General features: G+C 32.0%; 15 protein-coding genes, 1 other RNA gene and 1 pseudogene. 11 read left to right on the top strand and 6 right to left on the bottom strand.

The window, feature by feature from the left end; all coding sequences use genetic code 11:
- The first annotated feature begins 3 nt into the window (after positions 1 to 3).
- The 10 genes from CIGN_RS00085 (at position 4) to CIGN_RS00040 (ending at position 9,181) form a co-directional block, all read left to right on the top strand.
- Positions 4 to 1,542, top strand: coding sequence for a glycosyltransferase family 2 protein (locus CIGN_RS00085; protein ID WP_086301887.1), 1,539 nt, complete (start codon positions 4 to 6; stop codon positions 1,540 to 1,542).
- Positions 1,539 to 2,603 (top strand): glycosyltransferase family 4 protein, encoded by a 1,065-nt coding sequence (locus CIGN_RS00080; RefSeq protein WP_086303177.1) that lies wholly within the window; start codon positions 1,539 to 1,541, stop codon positions 2,601 to 2,603. The genes CIGN_RS00085 and CIGN_RS00080 overlap by 4 nt, the downstream gene beginning before the upstream one ends.
- A 190-nt stretch (positions 2,604 to 2,793) precedes the next feature.
- Complete coding sequence (gene recA, locus CIGN_RS00075; protein WP_086225985.1) at positions 2,794 to 3,828, top strand: recombinase RecA; 1,035 nt, start codon at positions 2,794 to 2,796, stop codon at positions 3,826 to 3,828.
- Positions 3,828 to 5,078, top strand: a complete 1,251-nt coding sequence (eno, locus tag CIGN_RS00070) for a phosphopyruvate hydratase (RefSeq protein ID WP_086301886.1) — start codon at positions 3,828 to 3,830, stop codon at positions 5,076 to 5,078. The genes recA and eno overlap by 1 nt, the downstream gene beginning before the upstream one ends.
- Complete coding sequence (locus CIGN_RS00065) at positions 5,075 to 5,344, top strand: hypothetical protein (protein ID WP_086225234.1); 270 nt, start codon at positions 5,075 to 5,077, stop codon at positions 5,342 to 5,344. The genes eno and CIGN_RS00065 overlap by 4 nt, the downstream gene beginning before the upstream one ends.
- Positions 5,345 to 5,351: 7 nt before the next feature.
- Entirely contained in the window at positions 5,352 to 6,062 is a 711-nt protein-coding gene (locus tag CIGN_RS00060) for an AMIN domain-containing protein (protein WP_086225235.1), read from the top strand.
- A 96-nt stretch (positions 6,063 to 6,158) separates the two neighbouring features.
- Positions 6,159 to 6,590, top strand: coding sequence for a nuclease-related domain-containing protein (locus tag CIGN_RS00055; protein WP_086301885.1), 432 nt, complete (start codon positions 6,159 to 6,161; stop codon positions 6,588 to 6,590).
- Positions 6,587 to 7,558 (top strand): DUF475 domain-containing protein, encoded by a 972-nt coding sequence (locus CIGN_RS00050; protein ID WP_086301884.1) that lies wholly within the window; start codon positions 6,587 to 6,589, stop codon positions 7,556 to 7,558. Before CIGN_RS00055 ends, CIGN_RS00050 begins: the two co-directional genes overlap by 4 nt.
- Positions 7,551 to 8,120, top strand: coding sequence for a ribonuclease HII (gene rnhB / locus CIGN_RS00045; protein WP_086233602.1), 570 nt, complete (start codon positions 7,551 to 7,553; stop codon positions 8,118 to 8,120). The genes CIGN_RS00050 and rnhB overlap by 8 nt, the downstream gene beginning before the upstream one ends.
- The gene (locus CIGN_RS00040) at positions 8,117 to 9,181 is read left to right on the top strand and encodes an ATP-binding protein (protein WP_086301883.1); all 1,065 of its coding nucleotides are present in this window, start codon (positions 8,117 to 8,119) and stop codon (positions 9,179 to 9,181) included. Before rnhB ends, CIGN_RS00040 begins: the two co-directional genes overlap by 4 nt.
- Positions 9,182 to 9,329: 148 nt before the next feature.
- Here CIGN_RS00040 and CIGN_RS00035 read toward each other — a convergent pair whose 3' ends face one another.
- The gene (locus CIGN_RS00035) at positions 9,330 to 9,758 is read right to left on the bottom strand and encodes a hypothetical protein (RefSeq protein WP_086232617.1); all 429 of its coding nucleotides are present in this window, start codon (positions 9,756 to 9,758) and stop codon (positions 9,330 to 9,332) included.
- A gap of 46 nt (positions 9,759 to 9,804) precedes the next feature.
- On the opposite strand from CIGN_RS00035, the gene ffs reads away from it, so the two are divergent.
- Positions 9,805 to 9,902, top strand: an RNA gene (gene ffs / locus CIGN_RS00030) — signal recognition particle sRNA small type.
- Positions 9,903 to 9,920: 18 nt separating this feature from the next.
- On the opposite strand, the pseudogene CIGN_RS00025 reads toward ffs, so the two are convergent.
- The 5 genes and pseudogenes from CIGN_RS00025 to dnaA form a co-directional block, all read right to left on the bottom strand.
- Positions 9,921 to 11,120, bottom strand: a pseudogene (locus tag CIGN_RS00025) (HD domain-containing protein); the annotation flags it as partial.
- A complete protein-coding gene (gene queF / locus CIGN_RS00020) occupies positions 11,120 to 11,563 on the bottom strand; it encodes a preQ(1) synthase (protein ID WP_086301882.1) in 444 nt (147 codons plus the stop codon). The pseudogene CIGN_RS00025 and the gene queF, both read right to left, overlap by 1 nt.
- Positions 11,564 to 11,571: 8 nt before the next feature.
- Positions 11,572 to 13,896: a DNA topoisomerase (ATP-hydrolyzing) subunit B gene (gyrB, locus tag CIGN_RS00015; RefSeq protein WP_086301881.1), complete on the bottom strand. Its 2,325-nt coding sequence runs from the start codon at positions 13,894 to 13,896 to the stop codon at positions 11,572 to 11,574.
- 8 nt (positions 13,897 to 13,904) lie between these two features.
- Positions 13,905 to 14,975 (bottom strand): DNA polymerase III subunit beta, encoded by a 1,071-nt coding sequence (gene dnaN / locus CIGN_RS00010; RefSeq protein ID WP_086301880.1) that lies wholly within the window; start codon positions 14,973 to 14,975, stop codon positions 13,905 to 13,907.
- A gap of 133 nt (positions 14,976 to 15,108) precedes the next feature.
- Positions 15,109 to 16,419, bottom strand: coding sequence for a chromosomal replication initiator protein DnaA (gene dnaA / locus CIGN_RS00005; protein WP_086225244.1), 1,311 nt, complete (start codon positions 16,417 to 16,419; stop codon positions 15,109 to 15,111).

Genomic DNA, 16,419 nt, shown 5'->3' with positions numbered 1-16,419 from the left:
TATATGAAACTTAGTACCAAGATTAGCGTTTGTATCCTAGTCAAAAACGCCCAAAATACCATTAAAGAGTGCTTAGAATCCTTAAAAAGCTTTGATGAGATTATCTTGCTTGATAATCAAAGTAGCGATGATACCTTAAAAATCGCTAATGAATTTAAAGCTAAATTTAATAATTTGAAAATTTATTCTAGTGAATTTATCGGTTTTGGGCCGCTTAAAAATTTAGCGATAAATTACGCTAATAATGATTGGATTTTTAGCATTGATAGCGATGAGGTTTTGGAATATCAAGCTCTTGATGAGATAGCAAATTTAGATCTAAATCCCCAAAATATCTACGCCCTACCTAGGAAAAATCTCTATAAAGGCGAGTGGATAAAGGCGTGTGGATGGTATCCGGATTTTGTCCTAAGGCTATTTAATAAAACTCAAACCAAATTTAATTCTAATTTCGTCCATGAGAGCCTGGAAGCCAAAAATTTAAATATAATAAAACTTAAAAATGGATTAAGGCATTACGCTTATGATGATATCAGCACACTTATAGAAAAGATGCAAAAATACTCCACCCTTTATGCAATACAAAATAGAGCCAAAAATAGCACTATCAGCAAAGCCGTGCTACATAGCGTCTGGAAATTCATCCGTGATTACGCCTTTAAAAAGGGATTTTTGTATGGTTATAAGGGCTTTGTGATTAGCCTTTGTAATGCTCTTGGGGCGTTTTTTAAGTATGCCAAGCTCTATGAGCTAAATCACCAAATGCCAAGCGTGAGCCTAATCATCACCACTTATAATAGCGAAAAATATTTAGAGCAGGTCTTAAAAAGTATTTTAAACTTAGATTATTTGCCTAATGAAGTCTTGGTCGCTGATGATGGAAGTGGCGTAGCTACAAAGAATTTGATTGAGAAATTTAGGGCGATTTTCCCTTGTGAGTTAAAGCATATTTGGCAAGAAGATAAGGGCTTTAGAGCGGGTCAAATTCGCAATAAAGCTATAAATATCGCAACTAGCGAGTATATCATAATCATTGATGGCGATATGGTTTTAGATAGAAATTTTATTTTAGATCATCTCAAATTCGCCAAGCAAAAGCAGCTTTTACAAGGCTCAAGAGTGGTTTTGGATAAGAGTCAAACTGATTTATTGATAAATGGGGGAGGGTATGTGAGCGAGTTTAAAACTCTTAAATCCAAGCGAAATTCCATACTCTCAAAACTCATCTACAAAAGCTCAGGCATAGAAGCAAGTTTCTTTAAAAAGCGAGATTTCATCAAAGGAATTAGAAGTTGTAATATGAGCTTTTATAAAATTGATTGCGATGAGATCGGCGGATTTAATGAGAATTTCATCGGCTGGGGTAGGGAGGATTCTGAGTTTGTGGCGAGATTTTTATTTAGTGGCGGAGAGCTTAGAAGGCTTAAATTTTTTGGAATTGCATATCATCTCTATCACGCTGAAAACAGCAGAAAAATGCTAGAATCAAATCACCAAATTTACCTAAACACCATCAAAGAAAAGAGAGTCAAATGGCGATAAAAGTATTGCTAACAATAGGCGATATCACTATAAAAGGCGGCGCTGAAAGAGTTGTAACTAATCTAGCAAATGCTTATGCGGCCTCTGGGCTAGATGTGGAGATTTTAAGCTTTTATAAAGGCGGGATAAATGAAGCTTTTGAGCTTGATAGTAGAGTGAAATTAAGATATTTACACGATAAATCTTTTGATGATAAGCGTAAAAATTTCTTCTATAAAATCTTTTATAAATTTATTGAGAGCTATATCTTAAAGCGTGATTTCAAAGATAAGGATTTTGTGATTTTCAATAACTCACCGCATTTTCCGCTATTTAAAAATAAAAATACAAAATATCTAAAAATCATCCACATAACTTCAAAAGGACGCTACCTGGCTAGATATAACTATTTTGATTCTATAGTACTTATAGCCTCTAAAGAGATTGGCTTTTGGCAAAGCCATCATAAAAATATATTTTTAATCCCAAATTTCATCCCAAATATCCCAAATTCAAACACCAATTACTCTCAAAAAGTCGTGCTCTCAATGGGGCGCATAGAAAAAACCAATCAAAAGGGCTTTTTACGCTTAATCGACATATGGAAATTAATCCAAGATAGTGGGGAATTTAATGATTGGAAGCTACACATTGTAGGTGATGGCGATCTAAAAGAGCAGATAAAAACTAAGATAGAAAATCTAAATTTATCTAACTCTATAATCTTAAAACCATTTACTAAAGATGTAGAGAGTGAGTATCTAAGCGCTAGTATATATGCTATGGCAAGCCACTTTGAAGGTCTTCCTATGGTTCTTATAGAGGCGGGGTCTTATGCCTTGCCAACCATAGCCTTTGATATCGCCACAGGCCCAAGCGATATAATAGAAGATGAAAAAAGCGGATTTTTGATAGAAGATAATAATCTAGATGAATATGCTAATAAACTAAAAATATTAATGCAAGATGAGAATCTAAGAGCCAAAATGGGCGAAAAAAGCAAAGAGATAGTCAAAAATAAATTTAGCAAAGAGGTGGTAATGAAGCAGTGGATGAAGCTGTTTAAGGGATTAAAAAAATAACCTAGAGTTAGCAACTCTTCTACTAGTGATATATTATACTAAAAGTTGATTTATAATAATTAAGAAAACAAACTACACAAAAACTTGAATTTATAAAAATTTAAATCTCAAATTTAGTAAATTTTATTAGCATATTAGCTTTTTTAAGATAAAATACCAGCATTTGCATAACCAAAAAACAAGGAAAATAATGGACGAAAATAAGAAAAAAAGCCTTGATTTAGCCCTTAAACAGATTGATAAAGCCTTTGGTAAAGGTACTGTTCTTAGGCTTGGCGATAAGGAAATTGAGCCAATTGATGCTATTGGAACTGGATCAATCGGACTTGATATTGCACTTGGCATAGGTGGTATTCCTCGTGGTAGAATCATCGAAATTTACGGTCCTGAAAGTAGCGGTAAGACAACTCTGACTCTTCATCTAATTGCTGAATGTCAAAAAAATGGTGGAGTTTGTGCCTTTGTCGATGCAGAACACGCATTAGATGTTAAATATGCTAAAAATCTAGGCATAGATACTGATAATCTTTACATCTCTCAGCCAGATTTTGGTGAACAAGCGCTTGATATTGTTGAGACTCTAGCTAGAAGTGGTGCAGTAGATCTAATCATAGTAGATAGTGTCGCAGCTCTAACACCAAAAAGCGAAATAGAAGGCGATATGGGAGACCAGCATGTAGGACTTCAAGCAAGACTAATGAGTCAAGCCCTAAGAAAACTTACTGGTGTCGTCCATAAAATGGGAACCACAGTTGTCTTTATCAACCAAATTCGTATGAAAATCGGCGCTATGGGATATGGTACTCCAGAGACTACAACAGGTGGTAATGCACTTAAATTCTACGCTTCAGTCCGCTTAGATGTAAGAAAAGTCGCCACATTAAAACAAAGTGAAGAGCCAATTGGAAATAGAGTTAAGGTTAAAGTGGTTAAAAATAAGGTTGCTCCACCATTTAGAGTGACTGAATTTGATATAATGTTTGGCGAAGGAATTAGTAAAGAAGGTGAAATTATAGATTATGGTGTAAAACTTGATATAATCGATAAAAGCGGCGCCTGGTTTAGCTATGAAAGCACAAAACTAGGTCAAGGTAGAGAGAATGCAAAAGCGTTTTTAAAAGAGAATTTAAATATAGCTGATGAGATAACAGCTAAAATCCGTGAAAATATAGGTGATAGCATGATGAGTAGCGGTGATGATGAGAATGAAAGTGAGGAAGAGTAATGCCAGTAATTAAAGATGTAAGAGCAATTGAAGTTTTAGATAGTCGTGGAAATCCAACAATCAAAGCATTTGTAACGCTATGTGATGGTAGTACCGGTTCAGCAATCGTCCCAAGCGGTGCAAGCACAGGTAAAAGAGAGGCTTTAGAACTTAGAGATGGTGGTGATGCATTTGGTGGTAAAGGCGTTTTAAAAGCTATTAAAAATGTAAATTCAATGATAGCTGAAGAGTTATGTGGTAAAGATGCTTTAAATCAAAAAGCAATTGATGATGCGTTAATTGCCCTAGATGGTACTGAAAATTTTAGCAAAATCGGTGCTAACGCAGCTCTTGGTGTATCTATGGCAGTAGCTAGAGCAGCAGCAAATTCACGCAAACTTCCATTATATAGATATCTTGGTGGAGCAAATGCTACTATTTTACCAGTTCCGATGTTTAATATCATAAACGGTGGGGCGCATGCTAATAATAGCGTTGATTTTCAAGAGTTTATGATTATGCCATTTGGTTTTGATAAATTTAGCGATGCGCTTCGTGCTGCAGCTGAAATTTATCAAACACTTAAAAAACTACTAAATGATGCTGGACATAGTACTGCAGTAGGTGATGAGGGTGGATTTGCTCCAAATTTAAAAGATAATGAAGAACCACTTGAACTAATTATGCAAGCTATTATAAAAGCTGGATATAAGCCAAACGAGCAGATTAAACTAGCTTTAGATGTTGCTGCTAGCGAACTTTATGATGGTAAGGTTTATAAACTTGAAGGTAAAGAATTTACAAGTGAACAAATGGTAGAAAAATACGCCGCATTATGTGAAAAATATCCAATCTTCTCAATCGAAGATGGCCTAAGCGAAGATGACTGGGCTGGCTGGAAAATCCTAACTGATAAACTAGGTAGCAAGGTTCAATTAGTAGGCGATGATCTATTTGTAACAAATGAAAAAATCCTAAAAGAGGGAATTCAAAAAGGTATCGCAAACGCAGTATTAATCAAGCCAAATCAAATAGGCACAGTAAGCCAAACAATGCAGACAGTAAGACTAGCACAAAGAAATGGCTATCGCTGCATTATGAGTCATAGAAGTGGAGAGAGCGAAGATAGTTTTATTGCTGATTTTGCTGTAGCCTTAAATACTGGCGAGATTAAAACTGGTGCAACTAGTAGAAGCGAAAGAAATGCTAAATACAATCGCTTACTAGAAATCGAGTGCGAAACTAGCGAATATCTAGGCGATAAAATTTGAACCCTATCCTAGCTGAGTTAGAGAGTAAAAAATCTAGCTCCATTAGAAAAATTATCGCATATTCACTGCTAATATTTGTTACTATACTATTTGCAGTATATGTAGGAAATGTATTCTTTGGAAGTCGCTCAGCTAGTGTTTTATATGATTTAAAAGAGCAAAAATCTGCCCTAAGTAACGAGGTAAAAAAATACCAAGAGTTAAATTCAGCTCTACAAAAAGAGTATTTCGAGCTAATCGGACTCGATCCAGATAGTTACAAGTGAGTAAAAAATGAAAAAGATTATTTTAATATCAAGCTGCGTTTTAGCACTCGTAGCTAGAGAAAATCCATTTACCCCAGATGATATTAATGTTACTACACTAGATTCAACTAATATTAGTGAAAACCCGCCAAAATTAAATAGAGTTGTAGCTAAATTTCCAAGCGATGCTAGAGAGATTGTCACAGCAACATTTAGTTATAAATCAGTAGATGGTAGCATAAAACAAAAAAGTATTGATATTAATGCTAGTTTTGATTGGCACGATGATATAATTATCTTATCTCAGCCACCAGTAAGTAGCGAGACTACTCCATCTTTAGATGTCTCAGTAACTACCACAAATGAACAGACTAAACAAGCAGTAGCCAAACAAGCTACACCAAAACCGCTTAGTGTCCTACCAAAAATAGAACCACCGCTAAAAAGTATAGCATTTATGGATTTTATCAAATTTGATATATTTGCTTCTAAAATTGAAATAATCACAAAAGATCAAATGTTTAGAGACTTTATCATTAATAAACCTGATAAAATCGTTATGGATTTTAAAAGAGGTAGCGAGTTTTCAACTCAAAGTATAAAGGTTCAAAAAGGCCCACTAAAAAAAGCTACAATCGGGGCTCATAAGGATTATTATAGAGTGGTTTTATCCCTAGATGGTAACTATCATTACGCTATCCGACAAAGCGGCAATGGATATACGCTAACACTTAGATAATCTAGCCCCTTTGGGGCATTTGAGTATGCGGTAAACTAAATTCAGATCTAATTTAAGATTTAAATTCTTTAATTATAACTTACTCAAAGGAGCAGTATGGGGATTATTAATATAGAAAAATTTCTAGTTAAATATCTAAAAGGCGAAGAGATAGTAATTAAATCTTTAATATCAATCTTACAACATAGCAATGAAAACTACTACCTAATACCAAAAGCTAAATTTCAAAATGCCAATATAATTTACGAAATTGATATTTTACTTATTCACCCAATGCTTGGAATTTATATAATAGAGGTTAAAAACTGGAAATCTTTAGACAATATCGATGAGAATAATTCGCCATTTAATCAAGCTAGTAAATACAAAAATATAATCCTTTCTGTGCTTAATGAAAACTTTAATCGTACACCAATTAATGTAGAGATGCGTGCGATTTTTCCAAATATCAGCAAAAGTGATGCTAAAGAAAATTTGAAATCTGCAGCTAGTGAGTTAGCAGTTTCTAGGCTATTTTTTAAATCATGAAATACTTCTATTCATCATTTATTTTAACAATCTTAGGTCTAGTAGCAGCATATTTTTTAGGTGGATTTGTTGCTGTTTATATCTGTATTTTATTAATTATTCTTGAAGTTAGCTTAAGCTTTGATAATGCTGTGGTAAATGCTAGAATTTTACGTCATATGTCTCAAGTATGGCAAAGGCGATTTATCATCTATGGAATTCCTATTGCTGTCTTTGGAATGAGATTTTTATTTCCAATTCTTATTGTATCAATTGCTTCTGATATGGGGATGCTACAGACGCTAAATTTAGCACTAAATAATCCAGATGAGTATCATCACGCTCTACATAGTAATAAAAATCAAATTTATATCTTTGGTGGCGGATTTTTACTAATGGTATTTTTATCATTCTTTTTTGAAGAAAAAGAGACAAAATGGATTAGATTTTTAGAGGATAATCATTTAATTAAAACCCTTTCAAAATCTCAAAATATAACTCTTTTTATTGCTATTTTAACTGGAATAATCCTAATTATGCTAACCCAAAATTCTACCTATGCCATCGCATATTTTAGTGCTATAGTGCTGTATTTAGGGCTAGGGATGTTTGATGAGATATTTAATACAAGTGGAATTAAAAGCGGGATAATGGGTTTTTTATATCTTGAAATTTTAGATGCTAGCTTTAGCTTTGATGGGGTTATTGGAGCTTTTGCAATGAGTCAAGATATTTTTATTATTATGATTGGGCTTGGTATTGGAGCTATGTTTGTAAGAAGTCTTACTATCTATATGGTTCGTAAAAAGATACTTGAGAGTTTTATCTATCTTGAACACGGTGCACATTATGCGATTTTAGCTCTAGCAGTGATAATGTTTATTAAAATTTTTTACGAAGTTAGTGAGATTATAACTGGCACAGCTAGTATGCTATTTATCGCCTTAGCACTTATTCACTCAGTGTTAAAAAGGAGAAATATTGACTAAAATTTGCGGTGTTGATGAAGCTGGTAGAGGCGCTTTAGCTGGTGAGCTAGTTGTATGTGGATGTGCTTTTAATAGCGATTTAAGTAAGTTAAATTTAACCGATTCTAAAAAGCTAACCCCTAAAAAAAGAGAACAAATATATACAAGCTTAATCCAACAATGTGAATTTGTAACCATATATTTTAACAATAAAATTATAGATGAAATCGGCCTTAGCAATTGTCTAAGACGAGCTTTAAGGGTGATTAAATTTCACTTTAGAGAACATCAAATCATCTATGATGGAAACTGTAATTATGGTATTGATGGGATTGAGACAATTATTAAAGCTGATGCTAAAATTCCACAAGTTAGCGCTGCTAGTATAATTGCTAAAGTTAGTAGAGATTTGCAAATGTGCCGTTTTGATAGCTTTTATCCATACTTTGGCTACGCAAAACATAAAGGCTATGGAGTTAAAGCTCATATAGAAGCACTACAAAAATATGGCCCAAATAAATTAACTAGACAAAGTTTTAAACCAAAAGCACTTGAGGCTTCGCTATTTGGGGATGAAATTTGAATATCTTAGAAAATTTATATCAAAACCAGCCAAAATCAAGAGAATTTTTAGAGCGAAAAATACGCATAGAAGGCTCTAAAATTCTACTAAAAGGAGCCAATGGAAGCGGCAAAAGCTCATTAATTTTAAATCATTTAAGTAAATTTAATAATTTTTTATATATAGACTTAGATGATATAAGAAGTTTTGGTATAGAACTTAATAACTTAAATGAGTTTATCAAGGCCAAAAATATCAAAGCCTTAGCAATTGAGAATCTAAAATCCAAAATAGAACTGCCTATTTGTGATAATATTATCATCTCTACTGATCTAAATTCTTTGCATATAGATGGATTAAATCAACTTGAAATACTCGGGCTGGATTATGAAGAGTTTATACTATTTTATCGTAAAAATTATGAAGCTAGAACGCTTTTTAGCCACTTTTTGATTCGTGGGAATTTGGCTTTTAGTCCATTTTTAAGCGAATTTGAAACTACGGCATTTTTGCAAAAGCATATAAAAGCATCAAAAGGAGATCTAAATAGTAAGATATTAGCAAATATCGCAAATTTTATACATCAACCGTTAAATTCATTTAAGATTTACAAAACTCTAAAAACTCATATGAAACTTAGCAAAGACAAACTTTATCAAAATATAACCGATTTAGAAGATCAAAATCTTATAAAAACTATTTCAAATATCAACGATAATATCGCTTTAAAACGGGTATATTTTAGCAATTTTGCTCTAAAATCAACTCTAAGTCTACACAAAGATCCCAAAGCAACAATAGCAAATATGGTATTTTGCGAACTTTTAAAGCTAAAAAAAGAGATAAAGTATAGCAATCAAATTGATTTTATCATTCCTGATATGAGTTATGGGATTTTGATTTTGCCATTTTTGCCATCTGAACTTGCAATATTAAAAGCTAAAAAACTAAGCAATCACTGTAATGATCTAGGTTTAAAAAAAGTAGATATAATCTCAAATTCACAAAGTCAAATAGCTAAATTTGAAAAAATCACATATAATGTAATGCCATTTTGGCAGTGGGCTGTAGGGCTTAATTAGTTTCACGCTTAATGTAATGTTTGATACTTTAGAAAAAGAAACAATAAAAATCACAGCAGAAAAAACAAAAATAGAAAATAAACTAAAAGACAAAATCAAAAAGAGCCATTTTATTTAGATATATCATTTGCAATATAATATAAACTAATTAACTATGTGAATAAATTTTAACTTCATTTAAAAAAAACTCATAAACTTGTTGTTGAAAATGTGCATCTATCTCATCACTATTAACCATCAAACGACGCAAATGCGCAAAATCAATCTTTTTAACATATCTTTTTATCATTTTTAATTCATAATCTATATCTTTTAGTAATAAATCTAAATTCAATTTAGAGCCTTGAGTGGCCTTTTCTACATACTCTTTAACCGTTTGGACTAGAATGTGGATTCGCTTTTTATCATCACCATATATATCTTTTGCTATCTCTTCAACTTCTTGATAATCACTATCTAAAATACTATTTTTAGCAATTAACATAGCGGTAAAAATCTTAGCTCTAAACTCTAGTGATCGATAATGCGGAACAAAAAGCTCACGAAAAATAGATAAAAAATGTAATTTATAACTCATCATAATCCTATTTTAAGTAAAATATAGATATAATTTCATCCGCCTTTCCTTAGACCTGTGCAATGCTTTTAAAAAGCACCGCTTCAGGATGGGAACATAGCAGAGCACTTTTTATAGGTGTGTGCCGCAGTCATCTGGGGAGAGGTTTTCTATATCTAAATCTTTCATAAAATCTCTACAAATTTTATCAAAATCCACCCCTTCAATTTTTGGGCTTTTTTTGAATTTAGCTCTTATATTTTGAAATCCTCTTACTAAATCCTTGTTTTTAACACCATAGCTTATAGAGAGTCCAGCCTCGACAAAAGCAGCTAATCTATCACAATATTTCAAAGCCTTGCCATCAATGCTATTGTACTCATCATCATTGACATTACTCATACTTCCGTGATATGGTTGTGGAGTTGTGCGACAAATTCTATTTTCAAATTCATCTTTTTTAAAGACCCCATCATCGCTTCTAACACCCAAAATATAGCTAAATTCATCTCTAAAACTTTGTGGGACATATGGAAGAATCTTATCTTCGATTAATCTCATCTCATAATCGCTAATTATCTCATTTAACCCATCAATACCATATTTAACAGGGCTTATAATATCACGAGTTAAGCTCTCAGGTAGATCATGGAACAAAGCACAATAAAAGTTATTTTCTAATCGTTTTGAATTTGCTCCAACTTTGATTGAATAAAAATAGCCAAATATCGCTACAACTAGCATATGACCTAAAACTGCTGTTTCTGGAATTCTATTTGTCTGAGCCCAACGCTTTTGAAATCTTAATCTTCCACTTAGATCGACTATGCGAGCTAATTTTTGATTCATAGCGATCTTTCTAACGCCGATTAATTCATAATAATCTTCTAGCTCTTCATCTACTTTTTGCTTTAATTCATCGATATCATTTAAAAATTTACTAGTTTGATATACAATGCTAAATTCCCACTTAGTAGCTAAATAACTAGCAGCTTTTAAAATTAATCTCTCTTTTTTGTGGCCTTTGTCTTCTAAATAACTCTTAAATCTATCTAAAAATTTACCATCTTCGATATCTTCTATTAATGGTTCTAAATTTGTCAAAACCCAGTTATTTATCTCACAAGCTTTGGTTTTTTGGATATGATGAAAGACATCTGGGCGAATATCAGTTACCACAACTCTACTTAAAAACTCAAAAACTCCACCTTCTATTATATAACGCATATCTACATCATTTTCAAGCTTTGCGATGAAATATGCTATTATAAATTTATGAGCTTGTTTATCTAGCTCTGATAGCTCAACCATCTTAGGATAGTCATTCCACCTTGATATATTGGCTGCTTTGAAAATATGTTCAATAAGTTTTGGATTTATCATTAGTTAAATTTCCTAGTATTTTCAAATACTATAGAGCTTGTGTCATATTTTTGCTCTTTTATCATATTGCTATCAACTTCTATAATCGTATGGACATTGCCCCTTGGATTAAAATCACCAACAACTCTTAGATATTTTGGTTTTAGCTTATTATCTAGAGTATCGTAAATTTCATTTATACTAGATTCATGACTTATATGGCGATTTAAAAAGCTATTTATATATAATTTTAGAGCCTTTAACTCTACTACAAATTTATCAGGGACATAGGTTAGATAAATTGTAGCAAAATCCGGATAGCCACTCCTTGGACAAAAGCAAACAAACTCTGGTAGAGTGATTTTGATCGCATAATCTTTATTAGCACTATTTGGCCATATCTCAAAATCCTTATCTATATCAAATTCAGCTATAATCTTTTCACCATATTTTAAATTTTCCATATCTATCCTTAAACATCTAGATGCTTAACATCTTTAGCGTGAGCTTGGATATACTCTCTTCTTGGCTCAACCTCATCACCCATAAATAGCTCAAATATATCACTAGCGCTTTGCATATCTTTGACATCTATCTTTAACAAACGGCGATTTTCTGGATTCATGGTAGTTTCCCATAATTGATCTGGATTCATCTCACCTAGACCTTTATAACGCTGGATATAAGCACCTTTTTTAGCATTTTTTTCTATATTTTCTAATACTTCTAATGGATCACCATTAAGGTCAATATCACGCTCTCTCATCTTAGAATATATATGGACAGCCTCAATATATAAAGGATTAACAAATAAAGTATCATTTATAATCAACTCTTCAAGGCCATTTGGAGTTTGGACATAAATTCTAATCTCATCTTCATTGACATATGAATTTAAGATATTATAATTTTGAGTTTCAAGCTCTGTTTTTATAATCTCAAATAACTCTTTAAAATCTTTGCTGATGATATCAGGATTTTCTATCATATATCTAATCGCACTTAATAGATTAAAACGCTTTTTAAGCTCATTTAAAACGCTTCTATAAGCGCTAATTAACTTTAAATAATCGATCAAATCATTATTGCCAATACCTTCAAAATCTTCATTTTCAATTCCTGTTTCTATTAAGAATTCATTTAGGGCTTTTTCATCTTTTAGATAAATTTCTTTTTTGCCTTTTTTGTATCTATAAAGTGGCGGCTGGGCTAAATAGACATTTCCATTTTCTATAATTGGCGTAAGAAATCTAAAGAAAAATGTAAGAAGTAGAGTCTGGATATGGCTCCCATCGACATCAGCATCTGTCATAATAATGATTTTATGATATCTTAATTTACTAGCATCAAACTCATCCCCAATACCACAACCAAATGCGGTTATCATATTTTTTATCTCTTCGGATTTTAAAATTTTATCAAGTCTGCTCTTTTCTACATTTAAAATTTTACCGCGAAGTGGCAAAATAGCTTGAAATACTCTATCTCTACCTTGCTTTGCTGAACCACCAGCAGAATCACCCTCAACAAGATAAATTTCACTCTCGCTTGGGTCTTTGCTTTGGCAATCGGCTAATTTACCAGGCAGTGTCCCAACGCTATTTAAATTATCTTTTTTGCGTGTTAAATCTCTAGCTTTTTTGGCCGCTTCTCTACCACGAGCTGCTAAAAGAGCTTTATTCATGATAGCTTTTGCTTCGTTTGGATTTTCTTCAAAATATTTACAAAGCACTTCAAAAGTTATCTTTTGAACTATTGGTTTGACATAGCTTGAGCCGAGTTTGCTTTTGGTTTGACCCTCAAATTGTGGTTCTGGGACTTTGACACTTACAACAGCTATAAGGCCCTCTCTTATATCATCTCCAGTGATTTTGGTATCTTTTTCACGAGCATTAGCATTTGCTGTTATGTAATTTGTAATAGCTCTAGTAAGCCCCGCTCTAAATCCAGCTTCGTGAGTCCCACCATCAGGGGTTTTGATATTATTTACAAAGCTTAGTAAATTCTCACTATATGTCTCATTATAAAGTAGAGCAAAATCGACTACAACATCATCTTCGCCACCGCTAAAACTCACAGCTTTGCTTACTGGGTTGCTTTTATTCATATCAGTTACAAAGCTCTCAAGCCCACCTTCAAAGTGATAACTCTCTTTAAATCCATCTCTTTGGTCTTTGAAATTTATAGTGATTTTAGGATTTAAATAGGCTAACTCTTTAAATCTTTTAGCTAAAATTTCTCTATCAAATTTAGTTATTTCAAAGATAGTATCATCAGGCCAAAACTCTATGCTAGTTCCAGTTTTATTAGTAGTTTTAATAACTTCTAAATCACTTTTTGGTATGCCTTCGGCAAATTCTTGGCGATGAAGTTTTCCATCTCTTTTTATATTCAAAACCAATTTTTTAGATAATGCATTAACAACAGAAACCCCAACCCCATGAAGTCCGCCTGATACTTTATATGTATCTTTATCAAATTTACCACCCGCATGAAGCACAGTTAAAACTACAGTAGCAGCTGAAATATTCTCAGTTGGATGGATATCTACTGGAATTCCCCTACCATTATCTGTGATTATAGCTGAGCCTTCATTTGTAAGTTCAATATCGATAGTATCGCAATATCCTGCCATTGACTCATCTATGGAGTTATCTACTACTTCATAGATCATATGGTGAAGGCCATTTATATTTGTATCGCCTATATACATTCCAGGGCGTGTTCTTACAGCTTCAAGACCTTTTAAAACCTTGATACTTCCAGCGGCGTATTTTTTTTGTTCTAAATTTTCCATTTTAATCCTTAAATATTTATAGGCATTATAACTGTTTTTAACTCTTCAGAGCTAAGTACAAATGGAAGGCCTACATCATTATATGATAAGGTAAATTCACTATCTTCAATGCTTGATAAGAAATCAAGAATAAATCTATTTTTCACACCTAATATAATGTTGTCTTCTATATCAAAATTTTGTTCAATTACTGTTTTTGCTTCGCTATTATCGTTATTTATACTCTCAAATGTTATGTTTTCTTTATTTATTGTGATTTTTATAATTTCAGATAGCATTGAGATTGTTTTGATACCTTCTATCATCTTTTCACGATTTAAATTTATATTGATTTTACTCTCTTTTGGGATTACTCTTTCATAGTCTGGATAGCGACCATTTATTAATTTTGTGAAAAATTCAAAATTTTGACTAATTGCTATAAATATATTTTCATCATAGTAAATTTCTATATTTTCATAGAATATTTTTTGGATTTCTACTATAGCTTTTTTAGGGATTATTATGCTAAATGGTTCACTCTTTGAGTCTATTTCAAGTGTATAAACGCTAAGTCTTTTAGTGTCAGTGCCAACTAGATTTATATTACTATTTTTTATATCGATTAAAGCACCTGTTAATTCTATTTTTGAATTTGTATTTTCTATTGAATTTGTGATTTTTTTAAGGCTTTTGCTTAGGTTAGCTGCGTTTATATTAAATCTTTTTTTATTTTCTATTGTTGGGAAATCTGGGAAATCATCGGCTTTTTGCATAGGTAGGCGATATTTTGAGTTATTTTGTTTTATATATAGATGATTTTGGATTGTTTCTAAGATAACTTCACCATCTTTTAAGCTTTTTATGATATCAAGAAGTTTTTTACCATTTGCAGTAGCTATTCCATCTTCAATTATGTTTACATTTGAGGCTTTATAACTTAGACCAATTTCATTATCTGTAGCTTTAATTGTTAGAATTGAATCTTTTGCATTTATGAATATGTGAGATGTTATTGAACTAAGATCTTTTTTATCAAGATAAGGGTTTGTATTTATGATAATTGATTCTAAAATATTTTTTTTGATTAAAACTTTCATTTTTTGCCTTTATTTTTTAAATTTATTTTTTCTTTTTAGTTGGTTTGTTGATTTTGTGAATAACTACACAAAACACCGTAAAATTGGGTAAATTTTATTGAAAAATTTTGAAGGGAATTTTCACACATATTCACTATTCCTTTGATAATATTTTATTTTTTAACTCTTCTAATCTAGCTTTAAAATAGCTATCATTTTCCATTAGATTATTAATTTTTTTAATATTGTGACTAACTGCGCTATGGTCTTTTAATCCAAAGTGTGATGCGAGCTGAGGCATAGAGTTTGGAGTGAGAGTTTTGGCTAGATATATACAAATTCTACGAGCTTCTACGATATTTTTAGTACGATTTTTACTTTTTATGTCACTTGGTTTAATATTCATTTCATGTGCTACATCTTTTATTATATTTTCTAGACTTATAGCTTCTTTTTTCTCTTTTATCTGATCTTTTATTACATTTTTGGCAAATTCAAGTGTGATATCTTGACGCATAATATTTGCAAAAGCGTTAATATTTATAATTGCGCTTTCAATTTCTCTAATATTATCACCCATATTTGAAGCGATATATTCGATTATATCATCACTTAGTTCTATCTTATCAAATTCACATTTTGTTTTAATAATTCTAATTTTGGTATCAAGCTCTGGTGGCGTAATATCAGCCATTAATCCCCATTCAAATCGACTTTTTAGACGCTCTTCAAAATCTTTTAACATTTTTGGAGGTTTGTCCGAGGTCATTACTATTTGACCTTTTTTAGCGTGAATTTCATTAAAGGTGTGAAAAAATTCTTCTTGTGTTTTTTCTGATTTGTGAAAAAACTGCACATCATCAATCAGTAAAACATCGCAATTACGATATTTTTCTTTAAATTTATTCATAGTTCGGTTTTCTAGATTTCGTATAAAATCACTAGTGAATTGCTCACTTGTAATACAAATAACCGTTTTGCCATGTTCTAAGCACTCATTACCAATTGATTGTAAAAGATGTGTTTTACCAAGGCCGGTTGAACCATAGATAAATAGCGGATTATATGCTTTTCCTGGATTGCTTGCAACTTGTTTTGAACTAATAAATGCAAATTGATTGGAATCGCCAACAACGAAGTTATCAAATGTATAGCTAGGATTTAATAGTGAACTTTGACTTCTAATTTCTTTTACATTTACATCTTTTGATTTTATACTTAAATTTGCCTTTTGGGTTGTGATTAAAACCTCAGGCTTTATACCTGTGTGAACTTCGTAGATATTAGCTAGTTTATTAGCATATTTTGTTTGGATAAATTTGGCTATAAGCTCATTAGGAGCGATAAAAATAACTCTTTGAGAATTTGAACCTTTTTCGCTAAATTTAATCCGTGAAATGTAATTATCCATCTCGCTTTTGGAGATCTCTTGACCCAAAATTTCAAGCGCTTTTGTGCCTAGCAA

Origin of the sequence: Campylobacter devanensis, assembly GCF_002139915.1 — a bacterium.
GTDB classification, from domain to species: domain Bacteria; phylum Campylobacterota; class Campylobacteria; order Campylobacterales; family Campylobacteraceae; genus Campylobacter; species Campylobacter devanensis.
The sequence above is the reverse complement of the archived record's forward strand: the minus strand, read 5'-3'. Positions and strand labels throughout refer to the sequence as shown.